This window comes from Kitasatospora atroaurantiaca (assembly GCF_007828955.1).
GTDB classification, from domain to species: Bacteria; Actinomycetota; Actinomycetes; order Streptomycetales; family Streptomycetaceae; genus Kitasatospora; species Kitasatospora atroaurantiaca.
The window spans coordinates 7,536,352-7,550,050 of record NZ_VIVR01000001.1; the positions used below are offsets into that span (position 1 = coordinate 7,536,352).

The 13,699-nt window shown below is 72.5% G+C and carries 12 protein-coding genes; 7 read left to right on the forward strand and 5 right to left on the reverse strand.

What is annotated here, in order from left to right:
- Positions 1-101 precede the first annotated feature (101 nt).
- Entirely contained in the window at positions 102-743 is a 642-nt protein-coding gene (locus FB465_RS33720; RefSeq protein ID WP_246193048.1) for a TetR/AcrR family transcriptional regulator, read from the reverse strand.
- Between the two features lie 256 nt (positions 744-999).
- On the opposite strand from FB465_RS33720, the gene FB465_RS33730 reads away from it, so the two are divergent.
- From FB465_RS33730 to FB465_RS33750, 5 genes are all read left to right on the forward strand, one after another.
- The gene (locus FB465_RS33730) at positions 1,000-2,235 is read left to right on the forward strand and encodes a YncE family protein (RefSeq protein WP_145796683.1); all 1,236 of its coding nucleotides are present in this window, start codon (positions 1,000-1,002) and stop codon (positions 2,233-2,235) included.
- A gap of 438 nt (positions 2,236-2,673) precedes the next feature.
- The gene (locus tag FB465_RS33735) at positions 2,674-4,905 is read left to right on the forward strand and encodes an SCO7613 C-terminal domain-containing membrane protein (RefSeq protein WP_145796685.1); all 2,232 of its coding nucleotides are present in this window, start codon (positions 2,674-2,676) and stop codon (positions 4,903-4,905) included.
- A 149-nt stretch (positions 4,906-5,054) separates the two neighbouring features.
- Positions 5,055-5,492: a GNAT family N-acetyltransferase gene (locus FB465_RS33740; protein ID WP_342791869.1), complete on the forward strand. Its 438-nt coding sequence runs from the start codon at positions 5,055-5,057 to the stop codon at positions 5,490-5,492.
- A gap of 121 nt (positions 5,493-5,613) precedes the next feature.
- A complete protein-coding gene (locus FB465_RS33745) occupies positions 5,614-6,393 on the forward strand; it encodes a hypothetical protein (protein WP_145796688.1) in 780 nt (259 codons plus the stop codon).
- A 132-nt stretch (positions 6,394-6,525) separates the two neighbouring features.
- Positions 6,526-7,191, forward strand: a complete 666-nt coding sequence (locus tag FB465_RS33750; protein WP_145796690.1) for a DUF4232 domain-containing protein — start codon at positions 6,526-6,528, stop codon at positions 7,189-7,191.
- Between the two features lie 6 nt (positions 7,192-7,197).
- Here FB465_RS33750 and FB465_RS33755 read toward each other — a convergent pair whose 3' ends face one another.
- Positions 7,198-7,974: a Mut7-C RNAse domain-containing protein gene (locus tag FB465_RS33755; protein ID WP_145796691.1), complete on the reverse strand. Its 777-nt coding sequence runs from the start codon at positions 7,972-7,974 to the stop codon at positions 7,198-7,200.
- 211 nt (positions 7,975-8,185) lie between these two features.
- Between FB465_RS33755 and FB465_RS33760 the strand changes: the two genes are divergently transcribed.
- Positions 8,186-8,815 (forward strand): TetR/AcrR family transcriptional regulator, encoded by a 630-nt coding sequence (locus tag FB465_RS33760; protein WP_170290758.1) that lies wholly within the window; start codon positions 8,186-8,188, stop codon positions 8,813-8,815.
- 28 nt (positions 8,816-8,843) lie between these two features.
- On the opposite strand, the gene fabG is transcribed toward FB465_RS33760, so the two are convergent.
- From fabG to FB465_RS33775, 3 genes are read right to left on the reverse strand one after another with little or no spacing between them, the layout of a single operon-like run.
- Positions 8,844-9,605: a 3-oxoacyl-ACP reductase FabG gene (fabG, locus tag FB465_RS33765; protein ID WP_145796695.1), complete on the reverse strand. Its 762-nt coding sequence runs from the start codon at positions 9,603-9,605 to the stop codon at positions 8,844-8,846.
- 34 nt (positions 9,606-9,639) lie between these two features.
- Positions 9,640-10,092: a MaoC family dehydratase gene (locus FB465_RS33770; RefSeq protein WP_145796697.1), complete on the reverse strand. Its 453-nt coding sequence runs from the start codon at positions 10,090-10,092 to the stop codon at positions 9,640-9,642.
- 4 nt (positions 10,093-10,096) lie between these two features.
- Positions 10,097-11,254: an acyl-CoA dehydrogenase family protein gene (locus FB465_RS33775; protein ID WP_145796699.1), complete on the reverse strand. Its 1,158-nt coding sequence runs from the start codon at positions 11,252-11,254 to the stop codon at positions 10,097-10,099.
- 223 nt (positions 11,255-11,477) lie between these two features.
- On the opposite strand from FB465_RS33775, the gene FB465_RS33780 reads away from it, so the two are divergent.
- The gene (locus tag FB465_RS33780; protein ID WP_145796701.1) at positions 11,478-13,688 is read left to right on the forward strand and encodes a molybdopterin oxidoreductase family protein; all 2,211 of its coding nucleotides are present in this window, start codon (positions 11,478-11,480) and stop codon (positions 13,686-13,688) included.
- Positions 13,689-13,699: the final 11 nt, after the last annotated feature.

Consider the following 13,699-nt stretch of genomic DNA (forward strand, 5'->3'; position numbering starts at 1 on the left):
CCGGGGATTCCCGGTCCTGATCGGTTGCCCGGGCTATGGGCGGGCGGAACCTGATCGGTTGCCCGGGCTATGGGCGGGCGGAACCTGATCGGTTGCCCGGGCTACGGGCGGGCGGAAGGGGGGCGGACGGCTCCGAGCAGGAGGGCCACCAGCTCCTCGACGACCTGCTCGAGCGTGGCCTCGAACTGGCCGGCCGTCCAGTCGTGCAGAAGGCCGTTGACCGCACCGATGAACGCCGTCGCCGCGATGCGGAAGTCGCGGGGCGCGGCCTCACCGCGCCCGACGGCGGCCTCGGCCTCCGCAACGATCAGCGCCACCCAGCGGGACCTGCGGACCAGCCGCTGGCGCTCCAACTCCGCGCTGACGCCGATGATTTCGACGAACGCGATCCGTAGCCGACGCGGGTCGGCCGTCGCCTCGGTGACATAGGCGCGCAGGACCGCCGCGATCCGCTGCTCGAAGGCGAGGCCGCCGGTGTCGGCGAGCGCCCGGAGGACGGCCTCCTCGGTCCAGTCGTTGACCAGCAGGTGGAGCTGGGCGAGCACCTCCTCCAGATTGCGGAACTCCTCGTAGAACTGACGGGTCGACAGTCCGGCCGCCTCGCAGAGCGCCGTCACGGAGGCGGCCCGGAAACCGGGCTTGTCGCCGAACTGTTCGAGCCCTGCCTGCAGGAACCGCTCGCGCCGCTCGGCCCGCCGCTCCTGGGCCGACCTGCCGCCGTACGTACCCGTGGTCTGCCGCACCCGCTCCCGCCCTCGGTCGACGCCTGTTCCCGCCCGGCCCAATTGTCGCTTACCCAGGTCTTGTCAGGGTGGTCGCGCCGTCCTTACCGTCGAGTAACGCAATCTGACAATCCGTCTTTTCAGACTCCGCGTGCACCGCGAAGGAGCGGCGATGTCTCTCTCCGATTCCAGGCGTACAGGGCGTACAGGGCGTACAGGGCGTACAGGGCGTACAGGGCGTTCAGGGCGAACAGAGCGCTCCGGGCGTTCGCGGCGCATGCGAGCCCTCGGCGGCCTCGCGGCCGCGCTCAGCATGGCTGTCACGGGTTCCGCCACGGCGACCGCCGCGCCGGACGGCGCCCCGGGCCTGCGGGAGGTGATGTTCGTGGGCAACAACTGGGACGGCACCGCTGACGTCATCAGGTCCACCGGCGACCTCGCCAGGATCGGCCGGGTCAACGTCATCCCGGACAAGGACCAGCGGCTCACCGAGATCTACCTCAACCCCGTGAAGCTCGCCTACTTCCTGGGGATCAGGCTGGGCCCGGGCGAGGGGCACGACCAGTTCGCCGACGACATGTACTCGACCCCGGACGGGTCGGCCGTGGTCGTCTCGCGCCCGAGCTTCGCCGATGTCGTGTCGATCGACCTCGCCACGGGCCGGATCAACTGGCGCTTCCCCGTGTCGGGTTACCGCTCCGACCACATGGCGGTGTCGCCCGACGGCACGCGCGTCGCGGTCTCGGCCTCCACCTCGAACACGGTGCATGTGCTCGACATCCGGACCGGAAGGCAGCTCGGGTCGTTCGGCACCGGCGACAAGCCCCACGAGAACCTCTTCACCGACGGCGGCAGGCGCATCTGGAACATGTCGATCGGCGAGGTCAACACCGCCCTCGACGCCCCGTGGCTGGACTGGACGAAGGGCGACCGCCACATCACCGTCGTCGACGCCGACACCTTCGCCCCGGTCAAGGTCATCGACATGCGGTCGCGGCTCGACGCGGCCGGCCGGTCCGACCTGTCGAACGCGATCCGGCCGGCCGCGTTCACGCCCGACGAGTCGAAGCTCTACTTCCAGGTCTCGTTCTTCAACGGCTTCGTCGAGTACGACGTCGCCTCCGACCGGATCACCCGCGTGAAGACGCTGCCGAAGAACCCCGCGACCAGCGAGGACCGGACCACCTGGGTCAACGACTCACGCCACCACGGCCTGTCGATGAGCCCCGCCGGCGACAAGCTGTGCGTCGCGGGCACGATGGACGACTACGCGACGGTCGTCGACCGGGCCACACTCCAGGAGGGGCCGCTGGTGCCCGCCTCGAAGCCGTACTGGGCGACCGTGAGCGGTGACGGCAAGTCCTGCGTCATCTCCGAGAGCGGCGCCGACCAGGTCACCGCGATCGACTTCGCGACCGGCCGTAAGACCGCCTCCGTCCAGGTCGGTGACCACCCGCAGCGCGTACGCCTCGGCCATGTGGCGGCGGACTGGACCGGCCCCGCGGGCGGCTGACCGCCCGTCCGGCGAACCCGGGGCCGGGGACTGCCGTACATGAGTACCCGTACTCATGTACGGCGATCACCGTCACCGCCACACTCTGAGGCATGACCAGCCCTTCGTCGCCCTGCCCCGACTGCGGTACCTCGCTCGGCCCCGGCCCGAACCTGCGGTGCCCGCAGTGCCGCCTGCCGCTGTCGGGCGCCGACGCGGCCGCGCTCTGGCAGGTGATGATGGCCCTGCGAGCGCTCGACGAGCACCGGTCGGCGCTGATCCGGCAGCACGACGGCCTGCTCGCCGGGCTGCGCGCCCGCCGAGCTCCTGCCCGACGCCCCGCCAGTATGGGGAGCTCCGCCCGTCACGGGTCCGGCCCCCGGGCTCAGCGCTCCGCCCGAGGTCTCCGGACGGTCCGCGCAGGCGGTCCTGCTGGTCCTCGGTGGGCTGCTCGTCAGCGTGGCCGCGCTGGTGTTCACCGTCGTCAGCTGGGGATACCTCGGCATCGGCGGGCGCGCGGCCGTGCTCCTCGCACTGACCGCCTGCGCCCTGGTGCTCCCTCGTCCACTGCGCCGTCGGCGGCTGACCGCCACGGCCGAGGCCGCGGCCGCCGTCGGCCTGGGACTGGTGCTCCTGGACTGCTACGCCACCCGGGCCGCCGGACCGGCCGGCCTCGACGCGGTGAACACGTCCGGCTACTGGGCCGTGGTCACCGCCCTGGTCGCGGGCGGCGCGTCGGCGTACGGGTGGGGGCAGCGTCTGCGGTTCCCGCTCGGGGCGGGGTTCCTGCTGATGCGGCTGCCGGTGCCGCTGGCGCTGCTGGCCGCCGGGGTCAGCCACGTCCAGGCGTACGCCGCCGCCCTGGTGGGCGCGGCGGCGCTCGACTGCGCGCTGCTGTGGCGCGTCGAGACGCTCGTTGGCGACGGCGCCGATGCCGACCACGGGGGCCCGCACCGGTTCCTGCGGCGGGCGGCGGCCGGGTTCGCCCTTGCCTGGGCGCTGGTGGGCGGTGGGCTTGCCGTCCTCGGGTCGATGACGGCCGATCAGCCGGGTGAGGCAGCCTGGGCCTTCGGTCCGCTCGGGACTCTGGCGCTGCTCGGGCTGCTTGCCTCCGTGCGCTACCCGGCGCTCCCGTACGTCGCACGCCGCCTGGCGGCGGCCGGTGCGGGCGCGGCTCTGCTGATGGCGGCCGGCGGGACTCTCCGTCAACTGCTCAGCCCGGTCTGGACGCCGGTCGCCTTCGGCGTTCCGGCCGCCGTGCTGCTGGTCGTCGCTGCGGTGCTCCTGCGCCGTCGCGGTGGGCAGCCCGCCGCTCCCACCGGACTGTTCCACGTGGCGGCGCTCGCGCTGCTGACCAGCTTCCTCGCCGCCGTCCCCGATCTCGCGCGTGCCGTCCTCGAACCGCCGGCCCACGCCCCGGAAACCTGGGCCGGTACTCCCGCTCACGCGTGGGCCTGGCACGTCCCGGGCGCCGCGCTGACCGGCCTCGGACTGCTCGCCATCGCGCTGGCGGCCGTCATGGCCCTGCGGGTCACCACCGAGCCCGTCGCCGTCCTCGAAGCGGCGACCGCCACGGCTGCCGTCACCACGCTCGCCCTGCTGCCGGCCTCCCTGGGGCTCCCGTACGGCGTCGCGGTCGCGTCCGCCCTGCTGCTCGCCGCCTTCGCCGCCGCGGCGGTCGCCATCGGTCCGCCCCGTCCGGCGGCGGCTGCCGCGCTCGTCGTCGCGCCCGGGCTCGCACTGCTGTGGGCGTCGGCCGACCGCGCTGCGAGCATCACCGCCCTGGGCGTCTGCGCCGCCCTCGGTGCCGTCGTCACCTGGCGCACGGTCGCCACCCTCGAGCTCCCGCGTGTTGCGCCGACCGCCGCCGCCGGCACCGTTCTCGCGCTCGGCGCCGAGGCTGCGGCCGTCGGTACCACGCTGGGCCTCTCGCTCCCGGCCACCATGCTCGTGGTCCTCGCTGTCGCCGCCGCCTCCGCGCCGGTGGCCGCCTTCGGTCCTGGGCGTCCGGTCAGCGCCGAGGCTGTCCAGCACTCCGTCTCGCTGTCTCTCGAGTTCACCGGCTACGCCCTGGCCGCCGTGGCGCTGCTCCTGACGGCCCCGTACCCCGGCCGCCTCGCCTTCGCCCTCGCCGTCGCCGGAGTCGCGGCACTTGCCATCGCCCTTCGCCCCGACCGGCGAGCGGCGGCCGCTGTGACGGCCACCGGCCTCCTCATCGGCTCCTCATGGGTCCGGCTGGCACTCTGGGACGTCGACACGCCCGAGGCGTACACCCTGACCCTGGCGTGCGCCGCGCTGGTGGTGGGTCATCTCCGCCACCGTCGAGAGCCGGCGGCTTCGTCCTGGGCGACGTACGGGCCCGGCCTGTCCATCGCCATGACGCCGAGCGTGCTGGTGCTCTGGACCGACGGGTACTGGCTGCGCCCGCTGCTGCTCGGAACCGCCGCCCTCACCGTGACGGTGCTCGGCGTCCGGTTCCGGCTCCGGTCGCTGCTGCTCCTCGGTGGCACTGCTCTCGTCCTGACCGCCTTTCACGAGCTCGCCCCCACCGTCGCCCAGGTACTCGGGCTGCTTCCCCGCTGGCTCCCGCTCGCCGTTGCCGGGCTGCTCCTGCTCGTTCTCGGGGCGACCTACGAGCAGCGCCTGCGTGACGCCCGCCGCCTGCGCGACGGCCTGCGCCGCCTCCGGTGAAGGCCCGCCCTGCGGCCGAAATCATCCCCAGGACGGTGCGCCACCGGGACGACCACCTGCTCGACGCTCCCTCGGACCGCTACCCCGAGGCTCGGTTCGTGGACTGATGCCATGACAGTGAGGCCGGGCAGGCTGACATACTCCCCGTCGTGAGGACTGACGACAGCTCAGGACCGATGCTGGCCATCGGCGAACGCGACACCGAACTCAGCGACCGGCTGACCGAGGAACTGGTCGCCTTCAACACCGCCGCCACAGGTGCGGCCGACCGCGGCACGTTCTCGGTCAAGGTCACCGATGAAGCGGGTGAGCTGGTCGGCGGGCTGACCGCGTGGACGTGGGGCGGTCTGTGCGGCATCGAGCTGCTGTGGGTTCGCGATGAGAGTCGCAAGGACGGGTGGGGGAGCAGGATCCTGCAGGCCGCCGAGGCGGAGGCACGGCGGCGCGGTTGCGATCGCGTCGCCGTCTCCTCCTTCACGTTCCAGGCCCCGGGCTTCTACCAGCGCCACGGCTATGCCGAGACCGGCCGGACCCAGGGCATCCCCGGCGGGCACGCGGACGTGCACCTCTTCAAGTCGCTGGCCTGATCAGCGCCCCGTCCGCGCCCAGCTGAAGGGCGTCCCGGCGCGCCAGCCGTGTAGCTGCGAGAGATCCGGCAGGATCTGCGGTGGGAGCTCGCCGAACTCAATGCCTGGCTGGGAGGCCCCTTTGCGTATCACCGACGCCCGCACCGGCCGCAGCACCGAGATCCACCCCGGTCGCGCCGGTCTGCTGCGGGTGACCGTCCGCGCCGGGCAGCCGGGGCAGCCCTTCTTCCTGGAAGACCTGCGCGCGCTGCTCACGGCCGACCTGCTGGCGCGCATCGTCGAGGCGACCGGCCCGCAGGTGGAGACCCGGCTCAGTCTGCCCGAGGCCGGCGACGACCGGGTCACGGCGCTGCTGCGGGACGCCGACCTGCTGGGCATCCGCCGACCCGCCGACATCACCAGCACCACCGGCGGCCCGGCCGACCTCGAGATCGCAGCCCGACCGGGAGCAGGGGACGACCAGGAGGGCACTCCGCTGGTGACCATCGGCGCCGTGGTCCCCGCCGGCCGCGCGGACCCGTCGACGGCGGCCGGTCCGCTCGGCAGCATCCCGTTGGACGGGCTGGAGCCGCTGGCCGTGCGCCTGGCCCTGCTCGGCCACGCCCACGAGGCGCCCGCCCGGCTCTCCGCCGAGAGCCTTGCCGATGCCCAGGCCACGCTCACCCGGTGGCGGGCCGTCGTCGCGGACCTGGCCCGCTTCCCCTCCCAACCGCTGGTCGCCGATGCCGTAAGGGTCGCGTTCGACGGGCTCGCCGACGACCTGGACGCCATGCCCGCGCTGCAGGCGCTCCACGACCTGGAGAAGCGCACCGAGTTGCCGCCCGGCGCCCGTTTCGAGACCTACCTGCGGGTGGACCAGGTCCTCGCACTGGAGCTGGGCCGCGAGATCGGCCGGCAGTGACCCGCTCCGCATAGCGGGCCCGGTCTGCTCGGCGCTGCTGCCAATCCTGGAACGAGGGGCGACATTCGTCCTCCGGGCGCGCACGCTGGTGGGGGGACACCGAGGTCCCAAGAGGCGTGCAGGGAGCGGACCATGGCCGTGATGACTGTCCTCCGGGCGATAGTGCGGAATCGGCCGGTCGCTCTTCCGGCCGCCGTCCTCACCACCGCCGCACTGACCATGACCGCGTGCTCGTCCTCGTCCGGGCCCTCACCTGCGGCCCCGACGTCACCGGCCCCGCCTTCGGCATCCAGCAGCGCGAGTTCACCCGGCTCGGCCCCCGCCGGCCCCGCCTCGCCCAGCGCGCGCCCCACCGCTCCTCCGGCCGGGACATCGCCGCAGGCCTGTGCCACCAGTCGGCTCTCGGTCACCCAGACCAATCCGGACGTGGCAGCAGGCCAGCGCTACGCCACCCTGGTCTTCACCAATACCTCCGCCATCAGCTGCACACTCACCGGCTACCCGGGCGTCTCCTACGTCGCGGCAAACGGCGTTCAGTCCGGCAACGCCGCCGTGCGCGAGAACGGCACGGTCACCACGGTCACCCTCCAGCCGGGCGGCAAGGCGAGCGCGAAACTGCACGACAGCAACGGCATCGGCGGCTACGACCCGGCGCAGTGTCAGCTCTCGCCCGCCGAGGGCCTGCGGATCTATCCGCCGAACCAGACGGCCGCGCTCTTCCTCCCGTGGAAGACCGAGCACTGCGCAGGCCCGACCATCCACTCGCTCACCGTCGGACCGGTCGAGCAGGGCCAGTAGTGACGGTCACACCGCCGCTTGCCCGCTGACCGGCAGGTCGGGGCCGGGCCGGGCCGGCGGCTCGCCGCCGAACTCGCGCACGGCCTCCTCCACGATCGCGTTCAGATGGGCGTGGTGAGCGCCTCGCCAGTAGACCTGTTCGCAGTCGGTGCACTGCGCGAAGGCGTCGTACGAGCGCTCCGTCCCGTCGTGCAGCCGCCCGTGCACCGCGTCCTTCGCGGTGTCGCGGAGCGTTCCGTTGCACGCCGTGCACCTGGTCCAGGGGGCGAGCGGGGGTGCGAACCGGGACAGGACGTCCTTCAGCTGGTCGGCGGGGCGGTGGCTGTAGATGTAGGCGCCCGCCCAGATCTCCCGGCGCCGCAGCAGCCCACGGTCGCGCGAGAGCATCACCCGCTGCTCGACGGACGAGCGCGCGGCCAGCGCCGCGTCGCCGATGTCCGGGCTCTCGTAGGCGGCGTCGACGCCAAGCAGCCGAAGCCGCCGCGCCAGGGTGCCGAGGTGAACATCGAGCAGGAAGCGGGCCGGTCCGGCGAGTTGCTGCGGCTTCGCCACGCCGTGCACCGAGATCTCCTCCCCGTCCGTGGGGACGTGCGAGGGGCGCACCTGCCGTCCGCCGACGAGGAGCCTGCCGACCTCGGTGAGCGGAACCCCCAGGGACTCCACGAGGTGTCCGAGCGTCGAGGCGCCGTCCGTTCGTACCGCCGATCGCCCTGCCCGCTGCCTGGCGGCGACGAAAATGTGCAGCTCAGGGGCAAAGGTGATCCAGATCTCCGGTCTCTCCACGCAGCCAGCATGCCAGCAGACCGTGCGCTGCTTCCAACCCATTCCGGCATGACCGGGCACGCCCGGTTCCCCGGTGCCGACACGTCAGATCGGCGCTCGCGGAGGCTGCCGGACTGGCGATCGCGCAGGTTGGGGGCCTGGTCGCGCTCAGGGAGGCCGTAGAGTCTTCGCGTGCACGTCGGCACAGAACACAGACGCGGAGGGCCATCCGGTGAGCACCCCACGGACACCGCAGCGTGCCCGCTCGTCCCACGACCGGGCGGCGACGGAGGAGGCACTGCGCACCGCCGCGCTGGAACTGCTCCAGCGCGAGGGCGTGCTGACCGGGCTGAACCTGCGCGAGGTGGCGGACGCAGCGGGCGTGAACCGCGGGCTGGTGTACCAGTACTTCGGGTCGCGGCGGGATCTCCTGCGGTCCGCGCTGTGGGCCCAGGGCCAGGAGAGCGTGCAGGACGCCGCCGCGGCGGCAGCCGAGGCCCTGCCGCTGCGCAAGCGGCTGTCCCGCTTCTTCTGGACGGCGCTGCGCAGGCCTGAACCGGTCAGACTGATGGCCCTGCTGGTGCTCGACGGTGACGAGCGGCCCCGCCCGCTGCCGCAGCGTGCACAGGAGCACCGGCTGCTGTCGGCCGAGGCCGCGCGCGGCGAACTGCCCGTGGACGACGCCGACGGGGTGCAGGCCGTGGTGGCCTCGGCCGTCTACGGCTACGTTCTCTTCCGCGAGCACCTGGCCCGGGAGATCGACGTGCCGGTCGAGGAACTGGACGGCAGGGTGGCCCGCTGTCTGGACGCCATGGTGACCCGCGGCCGGCGCGACACGTCAGGGCCGACCGCCACGCCCTGACGTGCCGCCACACCGGGAGGCGGCCGGATCAGCCCTGGGGGCCGCCGGCGACGTACAGCACCTGGCCGGACACGAAGCCCGCGTCCTCGCTCACCAGGTACGAGACGGCGCCCGCGATGTCCTCGGGGACACCGACCCGGCGGACCGGGATCTGCCGGGCCGCGCCCGCCTTGAGGTCCTCGAAGTCCATGCCCATCCGGGCCGCGGTGGTGGCCGTCATCTCGGTGGCGATGAAGCCGGGGGCGATCGCGTTGACGGTCACCCCGAACTGGCCGAGCTCGATGGCCAGGGTCTTGGTGAAGCCCTGCAGGCCCGCCTTGGCCGCCGAGTAGTTGGCCTGGCCCCGGTTGCCCAGCGCGGAGGTCGAGGAGAGGTTGACGATCCGTCCCCAGCGGGCCTCGGTCATGTACTTCTGGACCGCGCGGGACATCAGGAAGGCGCCCCGCAGGTGGACGGCGATCACCGAGTCCCAGTCGTTCTCGGTGAGCTTGAACAGCAGGTTGTCGCGGGTGATGCCGGCGTTGTTGACCAGCACGACCGGGGCGCCGAGCTCGGCCGCGATCCGGGCGACCGCGGCATCCACGAGATCGCTGTCGGCGACGTCCACACCGACGGCCAGCGCGCGGCCGCCCGCCTTCTCGATCGCCGCGACGGTATCGGCACAGGCGGCCTCCTCCAGGTCGCAGACGGCCACGGCGAACCCGTCCCTGGCCAGGCGCAGCGCGGTGGCCGCACCGATACCGCGGGCGCCGCCGGTGACGACGGCCACCTCCTCGGTGTTCGTACGCATGGTGACTCCTCGTCAGTTGATAGGGCCGATCACGTCAGACGTAGATGCGGGAGACCGACTCGGCGACGCAGGCGGGCTTCTCCGAGCCCTCGATCTCGACGGTGACCAGCGTGGTGAGCTGCAGACCGCCGGGGATCTCGTCGGCGGCGGTGAGCGCGATCCGTGCGCGGACCCTGGACCCGGCCCTGACCGGGGAGGGGAAACGGACCTTGTTCAGACCGTAGTTGACGCCCATCCGGACATCGTCGATCCGGTACACCTGCTGGGCGAGGACCGGCAGCAGGGACAGGGTGAGGAAGCCGTGGGCGATCGTGGCACCGAAGGGGCCGGCGGCCGCGCGCTCGGGGTCGGTGTGGATCCACTGGTGGTCGCCGGTGGCTTCGGCGAACAGGTCGATCCGGTGCTGCTCCACGGCGGTCCAGTCACCGACGCCGATCTCGGTGCCGACGGCGGCGGCCAGCTGCGCGGGCGAGGCGAAGATCTTCATGGCCTCACAGCCCGAGGGACTTGGCGATGACGGTCTTCATGACCTCGCTGGTGCCGCCGTAGATCCGGAACACCCGGTTGTCGGTGTAGAGGCGGGCGATCGGGTACTCCAGGATGTAGCCGTAACCGCCGTGCAGCTGCAGGCACTTGTCGATCACCCGGCCGGCCGTCTCGGTGGTGAAGAGCTTGGCCGCCGCGGCGTCGGCGACGGTCAGGTGGCCCTCCTCGAAGAGGTCGAGGGCGCGGTCCGTGAACGCCTGGCAGGCCTCGACCTCGGCGGCGCACTCGGCGAGCACGAACTTGGTGTTCTGGAAGTCGGCGACGGCCTTGCCGAAGACCTTGCGGTCCTTGACGTACGCCACGGCGAAGTCCACGGCGGCACGGGCCGCCGCGGTGGCGCCGACGGCGATACCCAGCCGCTCCTGCACCAGGTTGTGGGTGAGGTAGGAGAAGGCCTTGCCCTCCTCGCCGAGCATGTCCTCCACCGGGACGCGGACATCGGTGAAGGAGAGCTCGGCGGTGTCGGAGCTGCGCAGGCCGATCTTCTCCAGCTTGCGGCCGACGGTGTAGCCCGGGCTCTTGGTGTCCACGCAGAGGATGGACAGGCCGCGGCGGCGGTCCTCGGGGGTGGCCGGCGAGGTGCGGCAGACCACCAGGACCAGGTCGGCGAGCACGCCGCCGGTGATGAAGGTCTTGGCGCCGTTGAGGATCCAGTGGGTGCCGTCGTCCGAGAGCCGGGCACTGGTGGTCATGCCGGCCAGGTCCGAGCCGGTGCCCGGCTCGGTCATCGCGATCGCCGTCATGATCTCGCCGGAGACGAAGCCGGGGAGCCACCGCTTCTTCTGCTCCTCGGTCGCGTACTCCATGAGGTACGGCAGGCAGAGTCCGGTGTGCACCCCGGAGCCGCCGAAGGAGACGCCGGCCCGCATGAGCTCCTCGGCGATCACGGCCTGGTACTTGAACCCGCCCTGGCCGGCGCCGCCGTACTCCTCGGGCACCTCGATCCCGAAGATGCCCAGCTCGCCGAGCTTGTAGTAGAAGTCGCGCGGTGCGTGGCCGGCCTGCTCCCACTGCTCGTAGACGGGCACGACCTCCTTGGCGATGAAGTCCCGGATGGTCTCCCGGAAGGCTTCGTGGTCCTCGTTGAACACCGTACGGCGCACGGTCCGCCTCATCTCTCTCGACCGAAACCGATCTAACAGAACGCTAAATTAGCTCCGATGCGCTCACCTGCTAAGACGTGGGTGGTGTGACCTCGGCCATAGCCGCAGGCAATCAAAGGGTCGCGGATGCACGCATGCCCTGGAGAATCACGGTCTGCAGAGGGGGACACAGGGGGACCTGGTCCGTTATCGTTCCGCTAAACGGTGGCGACGGGAGCCCGACATGGTCGACAAGGCGTATCGCATCTGCCCCCTCTGCGAGGCGACGTGCGGCCTCGAACTCACCCTGGACGGGGGCGGTATCACCGCGGCCCGCGGCGACCGGGCGGATGTCTTCAGCGCGGGGTTCATCTGCCCCAAGGGCGCCGCGATCGGACAGCTCGACACCGACCCCGACCGCCTCCGGCGCCCGATGGTGCGCAGCGGGACGCAGTGGCGGGAGGTCGGCTGGGACGAGGCCTTCGCCGCCGTCCGGAACGGCCTGGCCGGCGTCTTCGAGCGGTACGGCCGGCAGGCCGTCGCCACCTACCTCGGCAACCCCAACGTGCACACCATCGCGGGCGGCCTCTACGCGGGAGCGCTGGCCAAGGCGGTCGGCAGCACCCAGGTGTACTCGGCCAGCACCGTCGACCAGATGCCGAAACACGTCTCCTCCGGGCTGCTGTTCGGCGATCCGCTGGCGATCCCGGTGCCCGACCTGGACCGCACCGACTACCTGCTGATGCTCGGTGCCAACCCGCTGGAGTCCAACGGCAGCCTGTGCACCGCACCCGACTTCCCGGGCAAATTGAAGGCGCTGCGGCGGCGCGGCGGCCGCCTGGTGGTCGTCGACCCGAGGCGCACCCGTACCGCCGCGCTCGCGGACCGGCACCTGCCGGTCCGTCCGGGCACCGACGCCTACCTGCTCGCCGGCATCGTGCACACGCTCTTCGCCGAGGATCTCGCGACGCCCACCGGGCACGTCACCGGAGTGGACGAGGTACGGGAGCTGACGGCGGACCTCTCCCCGGAGACCGTGTCCGGCGTGTGCGGCCTCCCGGCCGAGGAGATCAGGACCCTCGCCCGTGAGCTGGCCGCCGCACCCACCGCGGCCGTCTACGCCCGGATCGGCACCAGCACCGTCGAGTTCGGCACCCTGGCCAGCTGGCTCGTCGACGTCGTCAACGTCCTCACCGGCAACCTCGACCGGCCGGGTGGCGCGATGTTCCCGCTCGCCCCGCACCGCCGCCGCGGGTCCGGAACCGGACGCGGCTTCGCCCTCGGCCGCTGGCGCAGCCGGGTGCGCGGCTTTCCCGAGGTCAAGGGCGAGCTGCCCGCCACCGCGCTCGCCGAGGAGATCACCACGCCGGGCGACGGCCAGGTGCGGGCCCTGATCACCGTCGCCGGGAACCCCGTCCTGTCCACGCCCGGCGGCGACCGGCTGGAGGAGGCCCTGGCCGGGCTCGACTTCATGGTCAGCGTCGACCCGTACCTCAACGAGACCACCCGCCACGCGCACGTCATCCTGCCGCCCCCGCCGCCCGGCCGCTCCGCGCACTACGACCTGGCGTTCGCCGACCTGGCCGTGCGCAACACCGCCCGCTACTCGCCGGCGCCGATCCCGCTCGCCGAGGGCGAACGTGACGAGTGCGAGATCCTCGCCGGCCTGGTGATGATCGTCTCCGGCCAGGACGCCGCGGCGGCCGCAGCCGTCGACGACCTGGTGATCGCGGGCACCCTGGCCAAGGCCACCGCGGACCCCTCCTCACCCGTGTACGGCAGGGACCCGGCCGAGCTCGCCAAGACCCTCGACGGGCGGACCGGGAGCGAGCGCCGGATCGACATGATGCTGCGCCTGGGCGCGTACGGGGACGGCTTCGGGGCCCGGGCGGACGGCCTGACCCTCGCCCGGCTCATCGCCGAACCCCACGGTGTCGACCTCGGCCCGCTCCAGCCGCGCCTGCCCGAGGTCCTGCGCACCCCCTCAGGCTTGATCGAGCTCTGCCCCGCTCCTCTCGCGGCGGACCTGGACCGCCTCCGCGCCGGACTGAGCTCCCGTCAGGACGGCCTGGTCCTGGTCGGCCGCCGTCATCTGCGGTCCAACAACAGCTGGCTGCACAACCTGCCCGCCCTGGCCAGGGGCACCAACCGCTGCACCCTGCACCTCCACCCGTCCGACGCGACCGCCCTCGGCCTGGGCGACGGGGACACCGCGAAGGTGCGCAGCCGTACGGGCGAGGTCGCTGTGTCGGTGGAGATCACCGAGGACCTGATGCCCGGGGTGGTCAGCCTCCCGCACGGCTGGGGGCACGACCGGCCCGGCACCCGCATGCGCGTCGCCGCCGCCGCTCCGGGGGTCAACGTCAACCTGCTGACCGATCCCGACGCCATCGACCCGCTCTCGGGCACCGCGGTGCTCAACGGCATCCCGGTGGAGGTGGCACCGGCCCGGTAGTCCGGTCCGGC

Coding starts and splice junctions, on each gene's coding strand:
- FB465_RS33730 (WP_145796683.1), top strand. CDS start 1,000: ATGCGAGCCCTCGGCGGCCTCGCGGCCGCGCTCAGCATGGCTGTCACG.
- FB465_RS33750 (WP_145796690.1), top strand. CDS start 6,526: ATGGCCGTGATGACTGTCCTCCGGGCGATAGTGCGGAATCGGCCGGTC.
- fabG (WP_145796695.1), bottom strand. CDS start 9,605: ATGCGTACGAACACCGAGGAGGTGGCCGTCGTCACCGGCGGCGCCCGC.
- FB465_RS33770 (WP_145796697.1), bottom strand. CDS start 10,092: ATGAAGATCTTCGCCTCGCCCGCGCAGCTGGCCGCCGCCGTCGGCACC.
- FB465_RS33780 (WP_145796701.1), top strand. CDS start 11,478: ATGGTCGACAAGGCGTATCGCATCTGCCCCCTCTGCGAGGCGACGTGC.